Annotated in this window: 22 protein-coding genes; 17 read left to right on the forward strand and 5 right to left on the reverse strand. The window is 63.5% G+C overall.

Going from position 1 to position 23,239, the window contains the following annotated elements; genetic code table 11:
• The first annotated feature begins 256 nt into the window (after nt 1-256).
• The 6 genes from J0909_RS01835 to J0909_RS01860 are packed head-to-tail and all read left to right on the forward strand — an operon-like array spanning nt 257 to nt 5,401.
• Nucleotides 257-2,158 carry an NADH-quinone oxidoreductase subunit 5 family protein gene (locus J0909_RS01835; RefSeq protein WP_207259961.1) on the forward strand — a complete coding sequence of 634 codons (1,902 nt, stop codon included), beginning with the start codon at nt 257-259 and terminating at the stop codon, nt 2,156-2,158.
• Entirely contained in the window at nt 2,158-3,006 is an 849-nt protein-coding gene (locus J0909_RS01840) for a respiratory chain complex I subunit 1 family protein (RefSeq protein WP_207259963.1), read from the forward strand. The genes J0909_RS01835 and J0909_RS01840 overlap by 1 nt, the downstream gene beginning before the upstream one ends.
• 3 nt (nt 3,007-3,009) lie before the next feature.
• Nucleotides 3,010-3,453 carry an NADH-quinone oxidoreductase subunit B family protein gene (locus tag J0909_RS01845; protein ID WP_207259965.1) on the forward strand — a complete coding sequence of 148 codons (444 nt, stop codon included), beginning with the start codon at nt 3,010-3,012 and terminating at the stop codon, nt 3,451-3,453.
• A gap of 18 nt (nt 3,454-3,471) precedes the next feature.
• Nucleotides 3,472-3,837 carry an NADH-quinone oxidoreductase subunit C gene (locus tag J0909_RS01850; RefSeq protein WP_207259966.1) on the forward strand — a complete coding sequence of 122 codons (366 nt, stop codon included), beginning with the start codon at nt 3,472-3,474 and terminating at the stop codon, nt 3,835-3,837.
• 10 nt (nt 3,838-3,847) lie between these two features.
• Nucleotides 3,848-4,927 carry a hydrogenase large subunit gene (locus J0909_RS01855; protein WP_207259967.1) on the forward strand — a complete coding sequence of 360 codons (1,080 nt, stop codon included), beginning with the start codon at nt 3,848-3,850 and terminating at the stop codon, nt 4,925-4,927.
• A gap of 9 nt (nt 4,928-4,936) precedes the next feature.
• Nucleotides 4,937-5,401: a 4Fe-4S binding protein gene (locus tag J0909_RS01860; protein ID WP_207259968.1), complete on the forward strand. Its 465-nt coding sequence runs from the start codon at nt 4,937-4,939 to the stop codon at nt 5,399-5,401.
• Nucleotides 5,402-5,481: 80 nt separating this feature from the next.
• Here the strand turns inward: J0909_RS01860 and J0909_RS01865 are convergent, their stop codons facing one another.
• From J0909_RS01865 to J0909_RS18320, 5 genes are all read right to left on the reverse strand, one after another.
• Complete coding sequence (locus J0909_RS01865; protein ID WP_207259969.1) at nt 5,482-6,021, reverse strand: FmdE family protein; 540 nt, start codon at nt 6,019-6,021, stop codon at nt 5,482-5,484.
• A 33-nt stretch (nt 6,022-6,054) separates the two neighbouring features.
• A complete protein-coding gene (locus J0909_RS01870; protein ID WP_207259970.1) occupies nt 6,055-6,810 on the reverse strand; it encodes an ABC transporter ATP-binding protein in 756 nt (251 codons plus the stop codon).
• The gene (locus J0909_RS01875; RefSeq protein ID WP_207259971.1) at nt 6,807-7,877 is read right to left on the reverse strand and encodes a FecCD family ABC transporter permease; all 1,071 of its coding nucleotides are present in this window, start codon (nt 7,875-7,877) and stop codon (nt 6,807-6,809) included. Before J0909_RS01875 ends, J0909_RS01870 begins: the two co-directional genes overlap by 4 nt.
• Before the next feature lies 1 nt (nt 7,878).
• Nucleotides 7,879-8,985, reverse strand: a complete 1,107-nt coding sequence (locus tag J0909_RS01880; RefSeq protein WP_207259973.1) for an iron ABC transporter substrate-binding protein — start codon at nt 8,983-8,985, stop codon at nt 7,879-7,881.
• Nucleotides 8,986-9,232: 247 nt separating this feature from the next.
• The gene (locus tag J0909_RS18320; protein ID WP_286181685.1) at nt 9,233-11,245 is read right to left on the reverse strand and encodes a methyl-accepting chemotaxis protein; all 2,013 of its coding nucleotides are present in this window, start codon (nt 11,243-11,245) and stop codon (nt 9,233-9,235) included.
• Between the two features lie 174 nt (nt 11,246-11,419).
• Here J0909_RS18320 and ispG point away from each other — a divergent pair, with 174 nt between their 5' ends.
• The 11 genes from ispG to dxs all read left to right on the forward strand — a co-directional run bounded on the left by ispG (nt 11,420) and on the right by dxs (nt 22,946).
• Nucleotides 11,420-12,493, forward strand: a complete 1,074-nt coding sequence (gene ispG, locus J0909_RS01890; protein ID WP_207259977.1) for a flavodoxin-dependent (E)-4-hydroxy-3-methylbut-2-enyl-diphosphate synthase — start codon at nt 11,420-11,422, stop codon at nt 12,491-12,493.
• Nucleotides 12,494-14,236, forward strand: a complete 1,743-nt coding sequence (locus J0909_RS01895) for a proline--tRNA ligase (protein WP_207259980.1) — start codon at nt 12,494-12,496, stop codon at nt 14,234-14,236.
• Nucleotides 14,237-14,359: 123 nt separating this feature from the next.
• Nucleotides 14,360-14,971, forward strand: coding sequence for a LysE family translocator (locus tag J0909_RS01900; RefSeq protein WP_207259982.1), 612 nt, complete (start codon nt 14,360-14,362; stop codon nt 14,969-14,971).
• 28 nt (nt 14,972-14,999) lie between these two features.
• On the forward strand, nt 15,000-15,611 hold the full coding sequence (locus J0909_RS01905; RefSeq protein ID WP_207259983.1) for a LysE family translocator: 612 nt from the start codon (nt 15,000-15,002) through the stop codon (nt 15,609-15,611).
• A 101-nt stretch (nt 15,612-15,712) separates the two neighbouring features.
• Nucleotides 15,713-17,203 carry an exodeoxyribonuclease VII large subunit gene (gene xseA / locus J0909_RS01910; RefSeq protein ID WP_207259985.1) on the forward strand — a complete coding sequence of 497 codons (1,491 nt, stop codon included), beginning with the start codon at nt 15,713-15,715 and terminating at the stop codon, nt 17,201-17,203.
• A gap of 45 nt (nt 17,204-17,248) precedes the next feature.
• Nucleotides 17,249-18,220 (forward strand): M23 family metallopeptidase, encoded by a 972-nt coding sequence (locus tag J0909_RS01915; RefSeq protein ID WP_286181686.1) that lies wholly within the window; start codon nt 17,249-17,251, stop codon nt 18,218-18,220.
• Nucleotides 18,221-18,243: 23 nt separating this feature from the next.
• The gene (locus J0909_RS01920; RefSeq protein ID WP_207259986.1) at nt 18,244-19,164 is read left to right on the forward strand and encodes a M23 family metallopeptidase; all 921 of its coding nucleotides are present in this window, start codon (nt 18,244-18,246) and stop codon (nt 19,162-19,164) included.
• Nucleotides 19,165-19,274: 110 nt separating this feature from the next.
• Nucleotides 19,275-19,892: a VC0807 family protein gene (locus J0909_RS01925; protein WP_207259987.1), complete on the forward strand. Its 618-nt coding sequence runs from the start codon at nt 19,275-19,277 to the stop codon at nt 19,890-19,892.
• 1 nt (nt 19,893) lies between these two features.
• Nucleotides 19,894-20,136, forward strand: a complete 243-nt coding sequence (gene xseB, locus J0909_RS01930) for an exodeoxyribonuclease VII small subunit (RefSeq protein ID WP_207259988.1) — start codon at nt 19,894-19,896, stop codon at nt 20,134-20,136.
• Nucleotides 20,133-21,026 carry a polyprenyl synthetase family protein gene (locus tag J0909_RS01935; RefSeq protein ID WP_207259990.1) on the forward strand — a complete coding sequence of 298 codons (894 nt, stop codon included), beginning with the start codon at nt 20,133-20,135 and terminating at the stop codon, nt 21,024-21,026. The genes xseB and J0909_RS01935 overlap by 4 nt, the downstream gene beginning before the upstream one ends.
• A 21-nt stretch (nt 21,027-21,047) precedes the next feature.
• Complete coding sequence (dxs, locus tag J0909_RS01940; protein WP_207259998.1) at nt 21,048-22,946, forward strand: 1-deoxy-D-xylulose-5-phosphate synthase; 1,899 nt, start codon at nt 21,048-21,050, stop codon at nt 22,944-22,946.
• Nucleotides 22,947-23,239: the final 293 nt, after the last annotated feature.

Raw genomic sequence — 23,239 nt, forward strand, 5'->3', positions numbered from 1 at the left:
CCTATTCCCGACCCTTTTGGTGGCTGTTTTTCAAGGGTGTCGCTGTTTACGGAATATTAATAAATATAGACAGTTAAATGGTTGTAGGGGTGGCGGCGAAATTCGGCCTGGCCCTTGACCTGGGGGGTAACATCACCTATGGAAAATTGTTTACTAGGCTAAGGGTAAAGTGCAAACGCACTGGTTTTCGGTTGGAGGTGAACCGGAAGCCAGGTGCCTGCTGTACTCGTTCTTCATCTTCTGAAACGAGGTCTCCATGTCAAATCTGTTAGTGCTTCTCATCCTGCTGCCGGCGGCAGCAGCGGTGGTCTGCTATTTCGTTCGGTCCGAGGCCGTGCGGAAGGCGGCTGTGCTGGCCACCGGGGGCATCCTGACGCTTGCGGCGTTGGGGCTGCTCGCGCAGGGAACGGTTGCGCCGACCGAGGTCGGTTCGTTCCTGGGCATCGGCAGCGATTTCCTGGTTGCGGTCCTGGATTTCGCCCTGCTGGGCGTTATTTACTTCTATGGTTACAGACACAAGAGCCTGCTCATCCAGGGATTTACCCTGGCCCAGGTCGTTCTGCTCATCTGGTTTGAACTGGTCATGGTCGAACACGAGTCGGTCCCGGCCCTGGCGGGCGATCAGCTTTCCCTGATCATGGTCCTGGTCGTCTCCGTCGTCGGTTCCCTGATCTGCGTCTTCGCCATTCCGTATATGAAGAAACACGAAGCGCATCTGCACCTGAAGAAGACGCGCCAACCGAGGTTTTTCTTCTATATGGTCCTGTTCCTGGGGGCCATGAACGGATTGGTCCTGTCCAACAACATCCTGTGGATGTACTTCTTCTTCGAAGTGACCACCTTCTGTTCGTTCATGCTCATCGGGCACGACGCCACCGAGATCGCCACGCGGAACGCGGTCCGCGCCCTGTGGATGAACGCTCTGGGCGGCCTGGCCTTCGTCATCGGCATGATGCTGGTCTACAGCCAGGCCGGGACGCTGAACATCGCGGCTCTGCTGGCGCTCGGCCCCACCGGCGCGGTGATGCTCACCGGGCTGGCCTTTCTCTGTCTGGCCGGGTTCACCAAGGCCGCGCAGATTCCGTTCCAGTCCTGGCTGCTCGGAGCCATGGTCGCCCCGACCCCGGTCTCCGCGCTGTTGCACTCCTCGACCATGGTCAAGGCGGGCGTGTTCGTGGTCCTGCGGTTCGCCCCGATCTTCGCGGGCACCTTCCTGTCCACGGGCGTGGCCGTTTGCGGCGCGTTCACCTTCCTGGCCTGTTCCGCGCTCGGCGTGGGGCAGTCCAACGGCAAGAAGATCCTGGCCTATTCCACCGTGGCCAACCTCGGCCTGATCATTTGCTGCGCGGGCATCAACACCCCGCTGGCCCTGACCGCCGCGCTGTTGCTCATCCTCTTCCACGCCATCTCCAAGTCCCTGCTTTTTCTGTGCGTCGGCACCATTGAGCAGGCCATCGGCTCCCGCGATATCGAGGACATGCGCGGCCTGTACGGCACCAATCCCCGCACGGCCCTGATCACCATCGTCGGCATCCTGACCATGATGCTGCCGCCCTTTGGGGTGTTGCTCGGCAAGTGGATGGCCATCGAGGCCTCGGCCGACAGCAACATCTTCATCGTGGTCATGCTCGCTCTGGGCTCGGCCCTGATGGTCGTCTATCTGGCCCGCTGGGCCGGTTCCATGATGGGTTCCCGCGAGCCGGACGCCAAGGCCGAGTCCCAGCCCCTGCTGACCCGGCTGCCGCTCATGACCCTGAGCCTGGGCTCGGTGGTCCTGTCCCTGGCCTCGCCGTGGATCTACAACTCCCTGCTGGCCCCCTGGGTCGGCTCGGAGCCTTTTGCGGTGGGCTTCGGCTCCCTGGAATCCGCCCACGGCACCTTCGTGGTCGTGCCGCTCTTCCTGGTTCTCGGCCTCGGCCTGATGTACGCGGTCAAGGCCGCCTCGGGCTACCGCCGGGTCAAGATCATGCCGCCGTATATGAGCGGGGCGAACTCCGTCTCCGCCTCTGACGCCTATGTCGGCCCCATGAACGGCGATGTGCCGTTTTCCTCCGGCAATCTGTACTTGGGCGAGCTGTTCGCTGAATCCAAGCTCACGCCCGTCTTCAACGCACTGGCGGTCGCACTGATCGTGCTCATGATGGGAGGGGCGCTCTGATGCAAACACTCATACTCGTTATCATCGGACTTGTGGGTGCGCCGCTTCTCGGCGGCCTGATAGCCGGTCTGGACCGCCGGGTCACCGCCTGGCTCCAGTCCCGTCAGGGACCCCCGATCATGCAGCCTTTCTACGATGTGGCCAAGCTCTTCGGCAAAGAGAAGATGGTCGTCAACCAGTGGCAGATCCTTTGCGCCTGGGTCTATCTCGTCGCCGCGGCGGTGGCCGTGGCCCTGTTCTTCGCCCAGGGCGACCTGCTGCTCATCTTCTTCGTGCAGGCCATCGGCGGGGTTTTCCTCGTTATGGGTGCCCTGTCGGCCAAGTCCCCGTACTCGCAGGTGGGCGCGCAACGCGAGTTGTTGCAGATGCTGGCCTACGAGCCGGTGCTCATCCTCGTCTTCGTCGGCTTCTACATGGTCACCGGCTCCTTCTCCATCCAGGCCGTCTGGGCCCAGGAGATACCGCTGCTGGCCAAGATGCCGCTGCTCTACCTGGCGCTGTGCTACGCCCTGACCATCAAGCTCATGAAGTCGCCTTTCGACTTCGCCACCTCCCATCACGGCCATCAGGAACTGGTCAAGGGCGTGCTCACCGAGTACTCCGGCCCCTACCTCGGCCTGATCGAGGTCGCCCACTGGTACGAGACCATCCTGGTGCTCGGCCTGTGCGCGCTCTTCTGGCACACCAACGTGGCCTGGATGGCGCTGTTGATCGTGGTCACCTATCTGCTCGAAATCCTGGTGGACAACACCATGGCGCGCATGACCTGGCGCTGGATGCTCAAGCGCGTCTGGCTGATCGGCATGGGCCTGGGCGTCGTTAACCTCATCTGGCTGTATGCGAGGTAAGTCATGTTCGGATCATTCATAAAGAAATCTCGCGCCAAGTCACCGTGGATCATGCACTTCGACTGCGGTAGCTGTAACGGCTGCGACATCGAGGTGCTGGCCTGCCTGACGCCCCTCTACGACGTGGAGCGGTTCGGCATAGTCCATGTCGGCAATCCCAAGCATGCCGACGTGCTTCTGGTCACCGGCACGGTCAACCACCGGAACAAGAAGGTGCTCAAGAACCTCTACGACCAGATGCCCGAACCCAAGGCGGTCATCGCCATCGGCTCCTGCGGCAATTCCGGCGGTATTTTCCGCGAGGCCTACAACGTCGTGGGCGGCGTGGACAAGGTCATTCCCGTGGACGTCTACGTCCCCGGCTGTCCGGCCAAGCCCGAGGCCATCATCGACGGCGTCGTGGCCGGGCTGGCCAAGTTCGCCCAGAAAGTGGAAGAAGCGAAGTAGCTTCGCGCGAGGTATACAATGCAAGGCAAAGTGATAGACGTGACCGTCGACAACGTGGTCGGCGAAGTCATGAACATGAAGAATGACGGGCAGCGGCTGGTCACCTTCTCCACCTACCAGGAGGGGGACAAGATCGGCATCCTGTACCATTTCGACAAAAACCTGGAAACCACCCACCTGCGGCTGCTGGCCGACATGGACAAGCCCATTCCGAGCGTGTCCGGCGTCTACTTCGCCGCCCTGTTGGTGGAAAATGAAATACGCGACCAGTGGAACGTCGAATTCGACGGACTGGTCCTTGACTTCAACCGCACGCTCTTGCTTGACCCCGAGGTCACCCAGGTTCCCCTGGTGTCCAACGTCAAGATCGAGCCCAAGAAATAGGGGGGCTGAAATGGCAACCACCGTTATACCCTTCGGCCCGCAGCATCCCGTCTTGCCCGAACCGATCCACCTGACCCTCAAGGTCGAGGACGAGATCGTCAAGGAGGCCATTCCGGCCCTGGGCTATGTCCATCGCGGCCTGGAGAAACTGTGCGAGATCCGCGATTTCCATCAGATGATCAACGTCTGTGAGCGCGTTTGCGGCATCTGCTCCATGATCCACGGCACCTGCTACTCCGAGACTATCGAGGAGCTCATGGGGATTGAGGTCACGGACCGCGCCAAGCTGCTGCGCGTCATCTGGAGCGAACTGCACCGCAGCCACTCCCACCTGCTCTGGTTGGGGCTGTTCGCCGACGCCTTCGGCTTCGAGGCCCTGTTCATGCAGTTCTGGAAGATCCGCGAGCGGATCATGGACATCAACGAGGCCACCACCGGCAGCCGCGTCATCGTGTCCGTGAACGTCATCGGCGGCGTGCGCACCGACCTTTCCCCGGAGCAGATCCGCTGGATCCTGTCCGAGATCGACATCGTCGAGAAGGAGGTCAAGGCCATCCAGAACACCCTGATGAACGAATACACGGTCAAGGCCCGCACCGTGGGCATCGGCGTGATGACCAAGGAACAGGCCTGGGAATTGGGCGCGGCCGGACCGACCCTGCGCGGCTCGGGCGTGGCCCAGGACATGCGCCAGTTGGGCTACGGCGGCTACTCGTTCCTGGACTTCGAGCCCGTGGTCGAAACCTCGGGCGACAGTTGGGCGCGCGGCATGGTCCGCTTCCGCGAAGTGCTCCAGTCCATCGACCTGGTCCGCCAGGCCATTGCCAAGCTGCCCGAGGGCGAACTGGCCGTTAAGTTTAAGGGCAACCCGCCCGAGGGCGAGGCCTACCACCGAGTGGAGCAGCCGCGCGGCGAGTGCGTCTACTACATCCGGGGCAACGGCACCAAGAACCTGGAACGGTTGCGCATCCGCACCCCCACCTTCGCCAATATCCCGCCGCTTCTGGCCATGCTGCCGGAGTGCGAGTTGGCCGACGTGCCGGTCATCGTGCTGTCCATCGACCCGTGCATCAGCTGCACCGAACGCTAGGAGGACCGCATGCAGTTTACTTCAACCGTCATCAAGAACCTGTTCAGGAAGCCCGCCACCCGGAAGTATCCCTACGAGGTGCGCGAGCCGTTCCCCAATTACCGGGGCGAACTGGTCATCGACATCGACAAGTGCATCTTCTGCGGCACATGCTCGCGCAAGTGCCCCAGCCAGTGCATCGTCGTGGACAAGGCGGCGGGCACCTGGCAATGCGATCCGCATGCCTGCGTCTATTGCGGCGTCTGCCGGGACAACTGCCCGACCAAGTGCCTGTCCATGAAGGATGTTCACCGCAAGCCGGTGACTGAAAAGACCGTCTGGATCGAACACGGTACACCGCTTAAGCCCAAGAGAAATGGGGCCAAGCCCAAGGACCAGTCCGAGGTCAAGGCCAAGTCCGAGATTGAGGCCAAGCCCGAGACCGAAGCCAAGGCCAAACCCAAAAAGAAGGCGGCCGGGAAGGACGGCGAATAGCCGTTCGTCGACAGAGACTACAAAGGCCCCGCACATATCCGTGCGGGGCCTTCTTTTTACCTTTTGGAGGGGAAGCCTCCCTACAGCTTCTGGTCGATCTCCCGGAAGCAGGGGATGCAGTAGGTTTTGCCGCCATAACGGCGCGTGCGGGACTCCATGGTCATCTCGCCGCATTGTGCGCAGCGGAGGCTTTCGAGGACCGCGGCGGGCCTGGGCGGCGGGCAGGCCAGGGGGGTGACGGCGAACATGTCGTCCAGGGGGAGGGTCATGAAGTGGCGGATGGCCGCTTCCCGGTCTTCGCCCGGCCGACTCGGGCCGGTGTCCCGGAGCAGGGCGCGGAAACCCCGGCCGGATGTGCGGTCGAAAAAGGAAAAGGCCTTCTTGCCGTAGTCGCGGTGGATGAAATTGCCCTTGCCGAGCGTGCAGTCGGTCAGAAATTGTATGGCGTCCACGCCGCACATGTCGGTCTCGGCCACGGCGACCAGATCGAGTTCGCCGAGTTCGCCGAGTTCGCGCTCGGCCAGTTCCACGGCGCGGATGCCGATGGCCAGGCCGGGGCAGGAGTGGCCGTGGAAGGCGATGGCTGCGTCGAGGGTTTCCCGTGGTGTGGTGCTGGACATGGGGGGGCTCCTTCGGATGACTGGGGATGACGGTCAGGCGGCCGGGACCACCATCGGGTGGCCCTGGACGGTGTGGATGTGCACGGGCAGGCCGTAGACTTCTTCGACCACGTCGGAGGTGACTTCGCAGGCCGGTCCGGTGGAGTGGATACAGCCGTCCTTGAGGAACAGGACCTTGTCGGCGTAGCGCAGGGCGGTGTTCAGGTCGTGCATGGTCATGATGGCGGCGATGCGGTGCTCGTCCACCACCCGGCGGAGCATGGTCAGGATGTCCACCTGGCTCTTGAGGTCGAGGCTGGATGTGGGCTCGTCCAGAAGCATGAGACGCGGTTCCTGGACCAGGGCGCGGGCAATGGCCACCTTCTGCAATTCGCCGCCCGAGAGCTGGTCTATGTAGCGCAGGGCGAGGTTGGCCATGTGCAGCCGTTTCAGGGCGGAATCGACCATCTTGAGGTCCTCTTCGCCCACACGCCAGACGATGTGCGGCTTGCGGCCCATGAGTACGGCGTCGAACACGGTCAGCCGCGCGGTTTCGTTGCGCTGGGCCACGTAGCCTATGCCCAGGGCTATTTCGTGCGGGCGCATCCGGAGCACGTCGCGGTCCTCCACCAGGACCTTGCCTTTGCTGGGCGCATGGATGGCGTTGATGCACTTGAGCAGGGTGGTCTTACCCACGCCGTTGGGGCCGAGGATGGCCAGGAGTTCGCCGCCGTCCAGGTGGAAGGCCACGTCCCGCAGGACCTTGGAACCGTTGTAGGCGAAGTCGAGATCGGTCACGGACAGGATCATCGCCGTTGCCCCCTGATGATGAGATAGATGAAGACCGGTGCGCCCATGAAGGCGGTCAAAACCGAGACCGGCAACATGTGCGGGGCCAGAACAAGCCGGGCGGCGGTGTCCGAGACGAGCAGGAGCAGTCCGCCCGCAAGGATCGAGCCCGGCAGCAGGAAACGATGATCCGAGCCGATGACGCGCCGGACCATGTGCGGGACCACCAGGCCGACAAAGCCGATGATGCCCAGAAAAGCGATGATCACCGCCGTGAGCATGGAGGCGAGCATCATGCCGATCACGCGCACGCGGTCCACGCGCACGCCCAGCCCTTTGGCGGTCTCATCACCCGCGTCAACGGCGTTGTAGTTCCAGGCGTTGGCCAGGAAGTACGCGGAAGTGGCCACGGTCACGGCGGTCATGACGCCCAGTTCAGACCAGGAGGCCCGGGCCGTGTCGCCGAAGCTCCAGAAGACCATGGCCGCCAACTGCACGTCGTCGGCGAAGAATTGCAGGAACATGGTCCCGGCGGTGAACAACGCGCCCAGCGCCACGCCGGTCAGGATCATGACCTCGGGGGTCGAGCCGCGCAGCCGGGACACGGCCACGATGACCCCGGCGGCGATCAGGCTGACGAGGAAGGCCGCGCCCGTGGTCAGGTAGGGATTGGTGATGTTCACGGCGTCCGTGTTGGTGGACCCCATGATTCCGCCACCCAGGATCATCACCGAAAAGGCCGCGCCAAAGGCCGCCGCGTGGGAGATGCCCAGGGTGAAGGGCGAGCCCAGCGGGTTGCGCAGGATGGCCTGCATGACCGCGCCCGCAACGGCCAGTCCGGCCCCGGCCATGATGGCGGCCAGGGCCTGGGGCAGACGGATGTTCCAGATGATCACGTCGTAGCGTTTGGACACGGTCCAGCCCGCGAGGGTCCTGCCCACGTCGGCCAGGGGGATGTGCGCCGCGCCCATGGAAATGGAGATCACCAGGGCCAGGGCGAGCAGCCCGCCGGTCAGGCAGATCAAAAGGAGCTTGATCCCGATGTACCGCCGGTATTCGGCAGGCACCTGTCCATCGGAGAAGTGCATGCTAGTTTACCGGAACGGGCTTGAAGGCCAGACCGTGGAACAGGGCGTCCATGTCCTTGAATACGGGCTTGCCCACCAGGAATGTATATATCTCGTCTGCCTTGGCCGCCGGATCCACGTCCGTGAAACGGTCGGGGTAGAGGACCTTGCCGATGTAATAGGCGTCGGCCAGGATGGAACCGAAGTTCTGGGTGTACCAATTGTAGGGGAGTACCCCATAAACGCGGCCGTCCTTCACGGCGGAGAGTGTGCGGTAGGCCGGGGCGTTGCGTAACTCGAACAGGCCGCCCGCGTCGTCACCCATTTGTAGGGTGGACAGGTCCAGGAAGAGGACGTCCGGGTTCCATTCGACGATCTTCTCCTTGGCTATGTCCGAGTGGGCCAGGTTCTTGCCCGCCTTGCCCGCTTGGTAAGCCAGGTTGATGGCGTTGACGAACTGGAACGGCGGGTAGGACGGTTCCGTGGACTGAAAGCCGTGGGGGCCCCGCGCGGCCACGCCGCCCAGGTAGACCGTGGATCGTTCCTGGCCGGGGACGTCGCCCGTGCGCCGGCTCAAATCGGCGATGAGCCCTTCCATGTATTGGATGATGTCCTCGGCGCGCTTTTCCTTGCCCATGACCTTGCCCATGAGACGCAGGCTCCGGTACATGGCCGGTCTGTTTTGGCCCAGGTTGCCGTAGTCGAGGACCACTACCGGGATGCCGGTCTTGTCCTGAAGCTCCTGGGGATCGTATCCCATGGACGAGGTGTAGGTCTTGAAGATGACCTGGGGCTGGGGCTCCAGGGTCAGGATGAGCTCCGGATTGTCATGTCCCCGGAATTCGCCGAATATGGGCATTTTCTTGAACTGCGGGTTGGCGATGGCGTAGGGCCGGGCGTCGAAGTTGCGGCGGCGGGTCTCGATGTCGTCCACGGCCGCGATCTTGTCCTGAGCTCCGAGGTAGGTCAGCAGGCGCAGGCAGCCGGAGCCGGAGCAGATGACATGCTCGACAGTATCCGGGACGTCGTTCGTCCGGCCGATGGAGTCGGTCAGGGTGCGGGCCGAACCGGTCGCGGGCGCAGCCAGAAAGAGCAGCATGATGGCGCAGAAGAGATGACGTTTTTTCATTGGAACACCTTGTGTGGTATACGAATGCGTGATTGCGGCATGCGTGTTGCTACGGATAATAAAAATGTAACACTATGGTCTTCCTAAATAAAAGGGGAAAGGGCGTCAAGGGAGAAATGAAAACGGATCGTTGCAGTCCGTTATTTTCGGCGGCGATTCGCCCGGGCGGGGATTTAGGGCGGGGGAAAGGAAAAAAGCGGCCCCGCTCACAATGAGCCGGGCCGCTGTGCTATTTTGTTGGTGAGGCTCAGAACCGTTCGAATTCGGTGGCCTCGGGCTCTTCCATATTCAGGTTCAGGCCGTCGGAGGATGCCTTGGCGGGCTTCGCGGGCAGGGCGACGGGCCGTTTGGGCGTTACCGTCGCCACGGTCTTGGACGCGGGTTTGGAGGCGGTCTTGGCCGGACGCCGTGTGGCGCCGGTGCCCTGGACCTTGAAGAAGGAGATCAGTTGCTCCAGGCCGTGAGCCTGTTCCGCCAGGTCGGCGGAGGTCGAGGCCATCTCTTCGGAGGCGGCGGCGTTTTGCTGGACCACGTGGTCGAGCTGCTGCAGGGCCGAATTGATTTGTTCCGCGCCGGAGTTCTGCTCGTTGCTGGCCATGGTTATCTCGTGAATGAGTTCGGCGGTCTTCTCGATGTCCGGGACTATTTCCTTGAGCAGTTCGCCCGCAGTGAGGGCGACCCGCACGCTGGAGGTGGACAGCTCGGATATTTCAGAAGCCGCCTGGCCGCTGCGTTCGGCCAGCTTGCGTACTTCGGCCGCGACCACGGCGAAGCCCTTGCCGTGCTCGCCCGCCCGGGCTGCCTCGATGGCCGCGTTCAGCGCCAGGAGGTTGGTCTGCCGGGCTATTTCCTCGACGATGGAGATCTTTTCGGCGATATCCTGCATGGCCGACACGGTCTCGCTTACGGCCTCGCCGCCCTCGCGGGCGTTGCCCGAGGCCTTGGCCGCGGTCTTGGCCGTGACCTGGGCGTTCTCCGCGTTGGCCCGGATATTGGCGGCCATCTCCTCCATGGACGAGGAAACCTCCTCCAGTGCGGCGGCCTGCCGGGTGGCCCCGTCGGCCAGGGCGCTTGAGGTGCCGGACAGCTCTTCGCTGCCCGAAGCCACGCGCGAACTGCCGTCGACGACCTGGCCGACGATGTCCGACAACTTGTCGGACATCGTGTTGAGAGCCCGGAATATGTCGCCGACGTCATCCTTGCGCGAGGTCTCAAGCCGGGTGGTGTAGTCGCCGGCCGCGGCCCGGCCCAGGACCCTGACGATGCGGCCAAGGGGGGTGATGAGCAGCTTGTTCATGTAGATCCACATGGCCGTCCCGATGATGATCAGGAAAAGCAGGGAGAGTGAAATGGCGTTGATGGCGTTGGACCAGACCGGGGCCATGATCTCGGAGGTCTGGATCAGGGCGACGAGTTTCCAGCCGAGGACGGGCGAGGTATGGACCACGGCCATGGTGCTCACGCCTTTGATGGTGCCGGTCACGGAGCCGCTTTCCCGGGCGAAGGCCTGGGCGTAGAGCGTGTCGGACAGTTCCGAGACGTTTTTGAAGTTGTCGTCCGGATTGCCGGGATCGGCGATGACCACACCGTCGTCCTGGATCATGATGACGTACCCGGTTTTGCCCAGCCGGGCCTCTTCAACGAGCTTGGTCAGTCCGCTCAGGGACAGGTCCATGGCGGCCACACCCACGACTTTGGAACCGTCGAGGACCGCTTTGGCGCTGGGCACCATGGGATCGCCCGTGGTGGACACGTAGGCTTTGGATATGATCCCCTTGTCCGGGGCGGCGGCGGCCTCCCGGTACCAGGACCGCTGGCGCGGGTCATAGCCTGCCGGGATGCTCGAATCCCCGCCGAGGATGAAGGCCCCGTTGGCCGTGCCGAGGTAACAGTCGGCATAGCTGGGGTGGGTCTTGAGGATCAGCCTGTAGAAGTCCTGGATCTCGGCGCCGACCGGATCGTCGGGGGCCAGGTAGCGGGCGGGGTATTTCTTGGCGGTGTCGAGATAGTTTGTCCGGATGTCGCCAATCCGTTTGGCCCGGGGATCTTCGGCCATCATCGTGGTGTTGCGTATGGTCGCCTGGATATACATGGAGATGGTTCCGTCGATATGCTTGAGCTGCCCAGCGGCCGAGGTCACGCTGGAATCCAGGGAATCGTTGTAGATGGAAGTGAGGGTCGTGGCCAGGATGGCCGCGCAGAGCAACAGGAGCGAAATGGTGAATGACAGGATGATTTTCGTTCTGACATTGACTTTCATATTTTACCTCATGGTTGTCGTCGGGCGCGAAATATATCCAAAGGGTGCGGTCATTATTTTTCCATTATAAATAGTTAAAGGTTTTTTTGTTGTCGTTTCATGCTGTTTGGTTGCATTTGGGTGTCGCCTCGCCGCTTGGCTTGGGGCCGGAAATTGCGTAACGTGCTGCTCCTTATGCAACGGAAACAGACGAGAGTCGTGAATATCGGCGGCGTGGGCATCGGCGGGGACAATCCCGTCCGGGTCCAATCCATGTGCAATACGGATACGCGCGACGTTCCGGCCACCGTGGCGCAGATTGGCCAACTGGCCGACGCAGGGTGCGAGATCGTGCGGCTGGCCGTGCCCGACGAGGCTGCGGCGGCCGTGCTCAAGACCATCCGCGCCCAGTCGCCCGTGCCGCTCATCGCGGACATCCATTTCGACCACCGGCTGGCCTTGGCCGCGCTGGACGCGGGCTTCGACGGCCTGCGCATCAACCCCGGCAACATCGGGGACGAGGCCAAGGTGGACGCCGTGGTCCGGGCGGCCAAGGCGTGCGGTACGCCCATCCGCATCGGGGTCAACGGCGGGTCGCTGGAAAAGGATCTTTTGAAGCGATACGGCGGCCCCACGCCCGAAGCCATGGTCGAGTCCGGCCTCAGGCATGTGCGCATGCTGGAGGCGCGCGATTTTCACGACATCAAGATTTCGCTCAAGACCTCGTCGGTGCTCAAGACCGTAGCGGCCTACCGGCTCATGTCCGAGCAGGTGGATTATCCCCTGCACATCGGCATCACCGAGGCGGGCACGCTGGTGCGCGGCGCGGTCAAGTCCTCGGTGGGGTTGGGCATCCTGTTGTACGAGGGCATCGGCGACACCATGCGCGTATCCCTGACCCACGACCCCGTGGCGGAGATCGGCGTGGCCTATGAAATCCTGCGCAGTCTCGGCTTGCGGGAACGCGGTCCGGAGATTATATCCTGCCCCACCTGCGGGCGCACCGAGATCGGGCTCATCGAGCTGGCCGAGCAGGTGGAGGCGGCGCTCCGGGGCGTCGAAGAGGTCTTCACCGTGGCCGTCATGGGTTGTGTGGTCAACGGACCGGGCGAGGCCCGGGAAGCGGACATCGGCATCGCCGGGGGCCGCGACCTGGGGATCATCTTCCGCAAGGGCGAGGTGGTCCGCAAGGTCAAGGGCAATGCGAATTTGCTGCCCGAATTCATGAAAGAGATGGAAAAATTCCTGGAAGAAAGGAGAAGTGAATAAATGCGTCTTTCCCGTTACTACATCCCGACCCTGAAGGAGGACCCGGCCGACGCCGAGGTGGTCTCCCACAAGCTCCTGATGCGCGCGGGCATGATCCGCAAGCTGACCAGCGGCATTTACAATTATCTGCCGCTCGGTCTGCGCGCCATCAACAAGGTGGCGCAGATCGTGCGCGAGGAAATGGACCGTGCGGGCGCGCTGGAGGTGCTCCTGCCCATGGTCCAGCCCGCCGACCTGTGGAAGGAGAGCGGCCGTTGGGAGTACTACGGCAAAGAGCTGCTCCGCTTCAAGGACCGCAATGACCGCGGCTACTGTCTCGGCCCCACCCACGAGGAGGTCATAACCGACCTGGTGCGCGGGGAGATCAAGTCCTACAAGCAACTGCCGGTCAATCTCTATCAGATCCAGACCAAATTCCGCGACGAGATCCGCCCCCGGTTCGGGCTCATGCGCGGCCGCGAGTTCATCATGAAGGACGGCTATTCCTTCGACAAGGACGAGGCGGGCGCGGAAGCGTCCTACTTCGGCATGTTCGACGCCTACAAGAAGGCCTTCTCGCGCATTGGCCTGCGCTTCAAGCCGGTCCAGGCCGACTCCGGGGCCATCGGCGGCGACTTCTCCCACGAATTCATGGTCCTGGCCGATACCGGCGAGGACACTATCGCTTCCTGTCTGTCCTGCGACTTCGCGGCCAACCTGGAAAAGGCCAAGGTCAACCCGCCCCAGGGCGCACCGGCCGACGAATCCGCCGTGCCGCCCATGGAGGCGGTCGCCACTCCCGGTTCCCACACCGTGGAGGAGGTCTGCGCGTTCCTGGAGATTCCCGCCGACCGGCTGATCAAGACCCTGCTTTTTGTGGTGGACGGCAAGCCCGTGGCCGGGCTGGTGCGCGGCGACCGCGAACTGAACGACGTCAAGCTGCGCAACATGGTGGGCGGCAACGAGATCGAACTGGCCGACGAGGCTCTGGTCAGGAAGCTGACCAACGCGCCCGTCGGTTTTGCCGGTCCCGCCGGCCTGGACAAGGACGTGCCCATCTACGCCGACCATGAACTGCTCGCCGCCACCGATTGGGTGGCCGGGGCCAACAAGGGCGACACCCATGTGCGGCATCTGGCCCTGGGGCGCGACTGCGACATCGTCAAATTCGCCGACCTGCGGGTCATCGAACCCACGGACGTCTGCCCGGAATGCGGCGGCGCGATCGAGTTCACCAAGGGCATCGAAGTGGGCCACGTCTTCAAGCTCGGCCTCAAGTATTCCAAGAAGATGGAAGCCACGTTCCTGGACGAGAACGGCAAGTCCCAATACCTGATCATGGGTTGCTACGGCATCGGCGTGTCGCGCATCGTGGCTTCGGCCATCGAGCAGAACAACGACGAAAATGGTTGCTGCTTCCCGCCGTCCATCGCCCCGTTCGAGGTCTGTCTGATCGCTCTCGGCGGCAAGGACCCGGAGGTGACCGCCAAGGCCGAGGAACTCTATGCCGAACTCAAGAGCCTGGGCGTGGACGCGGCCTTTGACGACCGCAACGAGCGGCCCGGCGTCAAGTTCGCCGAGGCCGACCTGATCGGCTATCCCATGCAGCTCGTGCTGGGCGGCAAAGGCCTCAAGAGCGGCATCATCGAGGCCAAGGACCGCAAGACGGGCGAGAAGATCGAACTGCCGTTGGACACCTTCGCCGAGTCCTTCGCCGATTGGCGGAACCGGATCTGGAATAATTGGGGGCTTGAGACTCCTTAGATTCCGGACGTATATCGTCATGCCGACCCGGCGCGGAGTCTCCCGCGCCGGGTTTTTTATTGTCGGTCCGGTCCGCCGGATGGTATGCCGGGGCAGCCGGGCACAACCTTCGGGAGAGAGAAGATGACTGTTGAAAGCGGTATTGCGTTGGCCCTGGCCACGCTGGTGTTCGCGTGCATCCCCGGTCCGGGCGTTTCGGCGGTGGTGGCGCAATCGTTGACGCGCGGCTTCAAGGCCGGGGCCGGATTCACTCTGGGGCTGGCCCTGGGCGACGTGTGCTACCTGCTTACGGCCTTGTTCGGCATGGGCTGGGTGGCCTCGCAGATCGGCCCGTATTTCGCGGTCCTCAAATGGGCCGGAGCGGCCTATCTCGTCTACATGGGCGTGAAGTGCTGGTTGGCCAAACCGAATTTCGAGCAGGCGCAGTGCGGCCTGCCGGTCCGCCCGGGGCGCAGCTTTCTGGCCGGGCTGTGCGTGACCCTGGGCAACCCCAAGGCCATCGCCTTCTATTGCGGCTTTCTGCCCGGCTTCGTGGATATGCGGGCCCTGACCGGAACGGACGTGGCCCTGGTCATGGGCATCATCGTGCCGATCATCGGCACGGTCCCGCTGGTCTACGCCTGGTTGGCATCGCGCGGCCGCAACGCCATCCGCTCGACCCGGCTGTGGAAGGCCATGAACCGCACGGCGGGCACGATCATGATCGGCGCGGGCGCGGCCATCGCAGCGAAGTGATATCGGCACGGAATGCGAAGGAGACAAGATGACTGTTGAGAGCGGCATCGCGTTGGCGGTCGCCACATTGGTCTTTGCCCTTATCCCTGGACCGGGCGTTTGCGCACTGATGGCGCAATCCCTGGCCCACGGCCTGAAGACGGCCCTGGGCTATGCCGCCGGTCTCGTGAGCGGCGATCTGGTGTATCTCCTGACGGCCCTGTTCGGCATGGGTTGGATCGCCTCCCGGATCGGCGCCTATTTTCTGGTCCTCAAATGGGCGGGCGCAGCCTATCTTGTGTATATGGGCGTCAAGGTGTGGATGGCCAAGCCGCTGTCCATGGAGGCGGGAGACCTTCCCCAGCCTCGCGGCAGGCGCAGTTATCTCGCCGGACTCCTCCTCTCCCTGGGCAACCCCAAGGTGATTGCGTTTTACTGCGGCTTTCTGCCCGGTTTCGTGGACATGCGGGGGCTGACATCGCTCGACATCGTCATGGTCGTGGCCATCGTCATCCCGACTGTTTTCAGCGTGATCGCCGTCTACGCCTGGCTGGCCGCCAAGGGCCGCAAAGTCATGCGTTCCACTCGCGTCTGGAAGGTCGCCAACCGCACCGCGGGCACGATTATGATCGGCGCGGGCGCGGTGATTGCCACGGAGTAGACTTGAACTAACGTGTAATAGACCAAACCCTCGATCCCCTCCACCGCGAAGCGGCGACAAGAAGTTCAGGAAAGGAGAAGGGATGGGGGCGGGGGCATTCTTTGTCCAATATACTGACCGTTTCCGAGCTGACCAAGTCGGTCAAAGCCTTGCTGGAGGCCGAATTCCCATTCGTCTGGGTGCGCGGACAGGTGTCGAACCTGGCGCGTCCTGCGTCCGGGCACGTGTATTTCACGCTGACCGACGGGGACGCGGCATTGAGCGTGGTCTGGTTCAAGTCGTCGCAGCGCGCGACCCAGCCGGTGCGCCAAGGCGCGGACCAGGTCAACCCGCTGACCGGAGAGATCGAGGAGGTCGAGGGCGGCACGGCACTGACTGGCAGCGGCATCGAGGACGGCATGGAGGTGCTCTGCGCGGGCAGGCTCAACGTGTACGAGCCGCGCGGGCAGTACCAACTGGTGGCCGAACTGGTGCAGGCCCGGGGCGTGGGCGACTTGGCCGTGGCCTTCGAGGCACTCAAGAAGAAGCTGGCGGCCAAGGGGTATTTCGACGAGGACCGCAAGCTGGAATTGCCGTATGATCCCAAGCGGGTGGCGGTGATCACCTCGAAGTCCGGGGCGGCCATCCGGGATTTTCTGCGCATCGCGGATACGCGCGGCACCGGGGCGGAAATACGGATTTATCCGGTGCTGGTCCAGGGCGACCGAGCCCCGGCCCAGATCGCGGCGGCGCTGGATCTGGTGGACGGCGAGGGCTGGGCCGAGGCGGCCGTGCTCATTCGCGGCGGCGGTTCGTTGGAGGATTTGTGGGCCTTTAACACCGAGGAAGTGGCGGACGCCATCTACCGCGCCCGACTGCCGGTGCTCACCGGCGTGGGGCACGAACCGGATGTGTCCATCGCGGATTTCGTGGCCGACAGACGCGCGGCCACCCCGACCCACGCGGCCCAGGAACTGTGGCCCCGGCGCGAGACCCTGGCCCAGAAGGTGGATGTCCTCGATCTGGGCTTGGGCCGGACCTACGCGGCTTGGCTGTCCGGCAAGGCCGGGGCTTTCGAACATCTGCGCAAGGCGCTGGTCTGGTTGTCGCCCGTCCGGCGTCTGGAACGCATGGAGGATAGGTTTTCCGCGCTCATGTCCCGGTTGCAGGGGGCCGGGCTGGACCACTATTTCGATCACGCCGAACGGGCCGCGCGGGCGGCCGAGGGGTTGGACCGCGCCTTTGGTACGGCCCGCCTGGACGGTCTGGCGCACGACGCGGCCGGATTGGCGCACCGCCTGGGCAGGGCCTTCGGTCCGGAGCGGGTGGACCGGCTGGCCGACGGGGTGGCCGGACTCGGGCAACGGTTGGATGCGTCCGGGGTGAGCGGCCTGGACAGCGCGGCGCAACGGCTGGCCGTGCTGGAAACGGCCTTGCGCGGCCTGGACCCGGAGGGACCGCTTTCGCGTGGGTACGCTTTAGTGCGTGTGGCGGGGACCGGCGAATTTTTACGTGACCCGAGAAGGGTGACGAAGGGCGATGCTCTTGATATCACGGTTCGTGACGGCCGCGTGGCGGCCACGGTGACGGACACTCGACTTAATGAGGAATAGTTCTTTATGCAACGGTTTTTGTTGATGATTTTTATGGTTGCCCTGATGGGATTTCCCATGAACGCCCAGGCCCAGGCCCAGGCCCAGGCCCAGGCTCAAACCCCGGCCTTCGGGTTGCAGGAGGGGGACGGCGCGACCTTGGACACAACGCCTCCCGCCCCGGCCCAGGCTACCTCCGCACCGGCCCGGACGGCTCCCGCCCTGGTGCTGGCCGCGCCGCGCAATGTCGGTGTGGGCCAGCCCTTCCTGGTCCGCCTGACCTCGGACCTGCCGCTGGAATCGGTGTCCGTACACTGGCAGGGGCGCGAGGTGGTTCCGTCCATCTCGGTCTGGAACAACCGCCATGTGGCCCTGGCCATGCTCGGCACGGATGTGCTCACCGAGCGCCCGGGCAAGAAGGAGGAATTGGTGGTCATCGCCTCGGTGGACGGCCGGGAAAGCTCCCTGCGCCGCACCGTGCGCATCACCCCGGAGGACTATCCGCGACAGGAATTGACCCTGCCCGAGAAGATGGTCACTCCGCCCAAGGACGTGCACGCCCGCATCGCTGCCGAAGGCGAGCGGACCACGGCGGCCAAGAACACGGTTTCGGCCGTGCGCCTGTGGCGGCTGCCCCTGGAGCGGCCGGTGCAGGGCAAGATCCTGTCCGTTTACGGGGCGCAGCGCATCCTCAACGGCAAGCCCAAGAATCCCCATCGGGGATTGGATTTTCGTTCCCCCATGGGCAATCCCGTCAAGTGCGTGGCCGACGGCAAGGTCATCCTGGTGGGCGACCATTATTACGCGGGCAATTCGGTCTACGTGGATCACGGCAACGGGGTGGTCTCCATGTACTTCCATCTGTCCGAGCCCACGGTCAAGGAGGGGGACGAGGTCAAGCGCGGCCAGACCGTAGGCCTCACCGGCATGACCGGCCGGGCCACCGGGCCGCACCTGCATTTCTCCCTGTCGGTTCTGGGCGATCTGGTCGATCCTGCGTCGTTATTCAAAACGACAGCGGACAATATGCTGCAATAATTGTTTATTGATTGGATATTATGATGTTTTGCAATCTGTTTGAACGGCGATTTTGCCCGTCTTGGATCATCCTTGTCCTTCTGGCCAGCCTTGTGTCGGCGGCTCCGGTTCTGGCGGGCGACATGGTCGATATCCAGGCCCCGGATGCCGTGGGCACGGGCAAGGCGTTCGTTGTCCGTATCGGCACCTGGTACCCTTTGGAGGATCTGGAAGTGCGTTGGAACGGCCGCAGCGTGCGTCCGGCCGTGACCAAAACCGGCGAACGTTCCGAGGCCGTGGTCCTGCTCGGCGCGGGCCTGCGTGAGGAACCCGGTGTTCGTTCGGTCGAGGTCGTGGCTCGTATCTGGGGCCATGAGCGGCGCTTCTCGCGTACCGTGGAAATGGTTCCGTCCGCTTGGGACAGTGAAGTCCTGACCGTGGCCCCGAAGATGGTCCATCCGCCGAAGTCCGCACGGGAACGCATCAAGCGGGAGCACGAGACGCTCAAGGCCGCCTTGGCCAAGGTCTCGCCCGAGCGGTATTGGCGTGCGCCCCTGTTCCGGCCGGTCAAGGGCCGGATGCTCAGCCGGTTCGGACTGTACCGGACCTTCAACGGAAACGTCGCCGCACGGCATACCGGGCTGGATTTCCGGGCCTGGCTCGGCACGCCCATCCATGCCGTGGCCGCCGGGCGAGTTGCTCTTGTCCGGGCCCTATATTATGGCGGAAACAGCGTGCTCATCGACCACGGCAACGGGTTTTTCACCATGTCCTGCCATCTGTCCGCGACAAAGGTGAAGGAAGGGGATATGGTCAAGCCCGGCCAGGTCATCGGTCTGTCCGGGGCCACCGGGCGCGTCACCGGGGCCCATCTGCACTTGGCTGCCTTCGTGCTCGGCGCAGTGGTCGATCCGGAGCCGTTCTTCGCCGGAACGGTGCCTGGTGAATTAATGAAAGGTGAATGATGCAAGGGTATAACGGATTGAGTGAATGAATCAGTGAGGCCGTCTGGCCTGTTGGCGGTATCCGTTCCGGCGGGTTCCGCGGCCGGGCGGAATGGCCAGGGAAACGCAGTATGAGCCGATCAACCGTGCAGAGAATTTTGTTGGGAGCGGTCATCCCCCTGCTTATTTATTATGGGGGAACCCGGCTCGGCATGGCCATGGCGGGCGCCGCTGCCGCTGCGGTCTGGGGAATGGGCGTGGCGACCTGGTATTTCCTCCGGGATAAGGAAGTGGACGGTTTTTCCGCCATCGGCGCGGCCTACTGCTTGGCTGAGTTGGCCGGGCTGGCGGCCACGCGGGACCCGGATTGGTACCTGCTCTCGCCCATCGTGTCGGACGCGGCCATGGGGGGCGTGTTTCTGGCATCCATGCTTTTCCGGCGGCCGTTGATTCAACTGCTGGCCGAACAGACCGCCGGGAAGGACGCCTTCCCCGATACCGTGCGTGAAAGCGGGTATTACCGTCCCTTGTGGCTCCGGTTGAGCGTGGTTTGGGGCGGTGCGTATTTTCTTCGGGCCCTGTGCCTGTGGATCGTCCTGAAGGGGTGGCCGCTGGAGGTCTACCTCGCGGCCAGGGTTGCCCTGGACTGGCCGGTGGTGGTCGCGTTGATCGCCTTGAGTTTTTGGTATCCGAAGCAATATTGGAGAAGACGGTTGCAGCCCGTCAAAGATGGCGAATATGGAGAATAGCATGGCAGCAACAACCTTTGAGGATCGCCTGGAGCGGCTCAAACTCGTGGTGGAGAAGCTCGAACGCGGCGACCTGCCTCTTGAGGAGGGCGTGGCCCTGTACAAGGAGGGGCTTGAACTGGTCAAGGCGTGCGGCAGGCAGTTGGAGACCGCCCGGCACGAGGTCAAGATCGTGTCCGAAGGACTGATCCGCGAGTTCGACGCCCTTGAGGCGCTGGCGACGGACACGGAGGACGAACTGTGAGTTTCAAAGAGAATCTGGGCCGCCGCGCTGCCGAGGTGGAGGCATATCTGGCCGGCTGCCTGCGCGACCGGGGCATCCCGCCACGGCTGCTGGCATCTATGGAATATTCCCTGCTGGCCGGGGGCAAGCGGCTGCGGCCCGTGCTGGTCCTGGCCTGGAACGGCCTGCTGGGCGGGGACGCGGACAAGGCCATGCCCTTTGCCGCCTCCATGGAGTGTATCCATACGTATTCGTTGATTCACGACGACCTGCCCGCCATGGATGACGATGACCTGCGGCGCGGACGGCCGTCCAATCACAAGCAGTTCGACGAAGCGACGGCCATCCTGGCGGGCGATGGGCTGCTGACCGAGGCCTTTGTGCTCATGACCGAGTCGTCCCTGACCAGGGGGCTCCCCCCGGGCCATGTGCTCCGGGCAATTTCGGTCCTGGCCCGGGCGGCCGGGTCGGGCGGCATGGTCGGCGGCCAGGCCGTGGACATGGAGCTGACCGGGCGTGTCGGGGTGCCGCTGGCGGAACTGAAAAAGATGCACGCCCTGAAGACCGGCGCTCTGCTGACCGCCGCCTGCGAGTGCGGGGCGATCCTGGCCGGGGCGGAAGAGGTTGACATCGACAATGCCCGCCGGTTCGGCCGCAAGATCGGCGTGGCCTTCCAGATCGTGGACGACATCCTCGACGTGGTCGGCGATACCAAGACCCTGGGCAAGCCTGCGGGTAGCGATGAGGCCATGGGCAAGACCACCTACCCTTCGCTGCTGGGCCTGGACAAGAGCAAAACCCTGGCCCGTGAGTACGTGGACGAGGCCTTGACCAATTTATCCGGCTACTTCGGGGGCGAACAGGAGTTCTTGTGGCAGTTGGCCCGATACATAGTGGACAGGGTGTATTGATTGCACTAGGATTTCTCCCCCATGATCAAAGATCCGAAACAGACAGCCATCCTGTCCAAGATAAAAAAGCCCGGTGACGTTCGCGCCCTGGAAGGCGACCAGATGGAAACCCTGGCGCAGGAGCTGCGTGACATCATCATCAGCCAGGTTTCGGCTCACGGCGGGCACTTGGCTCCATCGCTGGGCACGGTCGAGCTGACGCTCGCCCTGTTCCGCTCCTTCGACCTCGAACGCGACAAGCTCGTCTGGGACGTGGGGCATCAGGCGTATGCCCACAAGCTGCTCACCGGCCGGGCGGACGCGTTCCACACCCTGCGCCAGAAGGGCGGTCTCAGCGGGTTCCCGCGCATGGTTGAATCGCCCTACGACCATTTCGGGGTGGGCCACTCGTCCACCTCCATCTCCGCCGCCCTGGGCATGGCCATGGCGCGCGACCTGAAGGGCGAGGATCATGAGGTGGTGGCCGTCATCGGCGACGGCTCCCTGACCGCCGGGCTGGCCTTCGAGGGCCTGAACCAGGCGGGCGACCTGGGCCGCAAGATGGTCGTGGTCCTGAACGACAATGAGATGTCCATTTCCAAGAACGTGGGCGCGCTGTCGCAGTTCCTGAGCCGCAAGATGACCACCCCGTTTTTGCAGCGGCTCAAGTCCGACGTGGAAGGGCTGCTGGCGACCATTCCCAAGATCGGCGGCGATCTGGCCGGATACGCCAAGCGCTACGGCGATTCGGTCAAGTCCTTCTTTACCCCGGGCATTCTGTTCGAGGCCTTTCATTTCACCTATGTGGGCCCCCTGGACGGGCACGACACGGCGACCATGGTCAAGGTCTTCGAAGAGGTCCAGAAGCTGAACAAGCCGGTGCTGGTCCACGTCATGACCAAGAAGGGCAAGGGATACGAGCCCGCCGAATCCGATCCGTCCCATTATCACGGGGTGGGCGAGTTCATCCCCGAGACTGGTTTGGCCCGCAAGTTCTCGGGCTCGGGCCTGCCGTCCTACACCGCCATCTTCGGATCCACCCTGTGCTCCCTGGCGGACAAGGACGACAAGATCATCGCCATCACCGCGGCCATGCCTGAAGGCACGGGCACGGAGTGTTTTCGAAAGAACCACCCGGAGCGGTTCGTGGACGTGGGCATCTGCGAACAGCACGCGGTGACCTTCGCCGCCGGATTGGCCACCGAGGGGTACAAGCCCGCTGTGGCCATATATTCGACCTTCATGCAGCGGGCTTATGACCAGATCGTGCATGACGTCTGTCTGCAAAATCTGAATGTGAATTTCTTCCTGGACCGTGGCGGACTGGTAGGCGAGGACGGGGCCACCCACCACGGGGCCTTCGACATGAGCTACCTGCGTCACATTCCGAATCTGGTGGTCATGGCCCCCAAGGACGAGGCCGAGCTGGCCCGGATGATGGCCACGGCCTTTGCCTTCGATGGGCCGTGCGCGGTCCGCTATCCGCGCGGCACCGGGGTCGGGGCCAAGGTTTCGGACCATCCGAAGCGAATCGCCGTCGGCAAGGGCGAACTCATGCGTGACGGCACGGACGCCCTGATCGTGGCCATCGGCTCGCGGGTCTATCCGGCCGTGGAAGCGGCCATGGAGTTGGATGAGGCGGGCCTGAGCGTGGCGGTCTTCAACGCCCGTTTCGTCAAGCCCCTGCCCGAAAAGCAACTCCTGGAGCTGGCCGGCCGGTTCGACCATATCCTGTTGGTGGAGGAGAACGCCCTGGCCGGGGGCTTCGGCTCGGCCGTGCTGGAACTGCTGGCCGCGCATGACGCCCTGGACGGCAAGCACGTCCGGCAACTCGGCCTTCCGGACGAGTTCGTGGAGCACGGCACCCAGAAGGAGCTGCGCCGTATGCTCGGTCTCGACAAGGACGGCATCAAGCAGGCCCTCGCCAAGCTCTGCGAATAAACGCCGCATTTCCTGCCGCACGCTGCAAGCGCATCGCCTCGGGTCGAGGCCGGTGCGCTTTTTTCTTGGGGCATATGTCGTTGCCGTCTTTTTCGCGGGTGAAAAGTCGCTGAGCGGGACAGGACCGTGCCGCAGGCGAAAAGAGGATGCAAGGGAGGCGGCCCTTGCCCGTCGCCGCCGGACTCGCCGGAATCTCGCCGCAAAGCGGCTTGCAATGGCTGATGTTTCTTTTCAGGGGGTTGATGGGAGATTTTTTTTCGGGCGCACTCGGAGACGGGCCGGGTTTTCGCTCG

Origin of the sequence: Desulfovibrio sp. Huiquan2017 (assembly GCF_017351175.1) — a bacterium.
GTDB lineage: Bacteria > Desulfobacterota > Desulfovibrionia > Desulfovibrionales > Desulfovibrionaceae > Pseudodesulfovibrio.

Bases quoted from the DNA above. Each gene is read 5' to 3' on its own strand.
- J0909_RS01835 (WP_207259961.1), top strand. From the start codon at position 257: ATGTCAAATCTGTTAGTGCTTCTCATCCTGCTGCCGGCGGCAGCAGCG.
- J0909_RS01840 (WP_207259963.1), top strand. From the start codon at position 2,158: ATGCAAACACTCATACTCGTTATCATCGGACTTGTGGGTGCGCCGCTT.
- J0909_RS01845 (WP_207259965.1), top strand. From the start codon at position 3,010: ATGTTCGGATCATTCATAAAGAAATCTCGCGCCAAGTCACCGTGGATC.
- J0909_RS01850 (WP_207259966.1), top strand. From the start codon at position 3,472: ATGCAAGGCAAAGTGATAGACGTGACCGTCGACAACGTGGTCGGCGAA.
- J0909_RS01855 (WP_207259967.1), top strand. From the start codon at position 3,848: ATGGCAACCACCGTTATACCCTTCGGCCCGCAGCATCCCGTCTTGCCC.
- J0909_RS01860 (WP_207259968.1), top strand. From the start codon at position 4,937: ATGCAGTTTACTTCAACCGTCATCAAGAACCTGTTCAGGAAGCCCGCC.
- J0909_RS01865 (WP_207259969.1), bottom strand. From the start codon at position 6,021: ATGTCCAGCACCACACCACGGGAAACCCTCGACGCAGCCATCGCCTTC.
- J0909_RS01870 (WP_207259970.1), bottom strand. From the start codon at position 6,810: ATGATCCTGTCCGTGACCGATCTCGACTTCGCCTACAACGGTTCCAAG.
- J0909_RS01875 (WP_207259971.1), bottom strand. From the start codon at position 7,877: ATGCACTTCTCCGATGGACAGGTGCCTGCCGAATACCGGCGGTACATC.
- J0909_RS01880 (WP_207259973.1), bottom strand. From the start codon at position 8,985: ATGAAAAAACGTCATCTCTTCTGCGCCATCATGCTGCTCTTTCTGGCT.
- J0909_RS18320 (WP_286181685.1), bottom strand. From the start codon at position 11,245: ATGAAAGTCAATGTCAGAACGAAAATCATCCTGTCATTCACCATTTCG.
- ispG (WP_207259977.1), top strand. From the start codon at position 11,420: ATGCAACGGAAACAGACGAGAGTCGTGAATATCGGCGGCGTGGGCATC.
- J0909_RS01895 (WP_207259980.1), top strand. From the start codon at position 12,494: ATGCGTCTTTCCCGTTACTACATCCCGACCCTGAAGGAGGACCCGGCC.
- J0909_RS01900 (WP_207259982.1), top strand. From the start codon at position 14,360: ATGACTGTTGAAAGCGGTATTGCGTTGGCCCTGGCCACGCTGGTGTTC.
- J0909_RS01905 (WP_207259983.1), top strand. From the start codon at position 15,000: ATGACTGTTGAGAGCGGCATCGCGTTGGCGGTCGCCACATTGGTCTTT.
- J0909_RS01915 (WP_286181686.1), top strand. From the start codon at position 17,249: ATGGGATTTCCCATGAACGCCCAGGCCCAGGCCCAGGCCCAGGCCCAG.
- J0909_RS01920 (WP_207259986.1), top strand. From the start codon at position 18,244: ATGTTTTGCAATCTGTTTGAACGGCGATTTTGCCCGTCTTGGATCATC.
- J0909_RS01925 (WP_207259987.1), top strand. From the start codon at position 19,275: ATGAGCCGATCAACCGTGCAGAGAATTTTGTTGGGAGCGGTCATCCCC.
- xseB (WP_207259988.1), top strand. From the start codon at position 19,894: ATGGCAGCAACAACCTTTGAGGATCGCCTGGAGCGGCTCAAACTCGTG.
- dxs (WP_207259998.1), top strand. From the start codon at position 21,048: ATGATCAAAGATCCGAAACAGACAGCCATCCTGTCCAAGATAAAAAAG.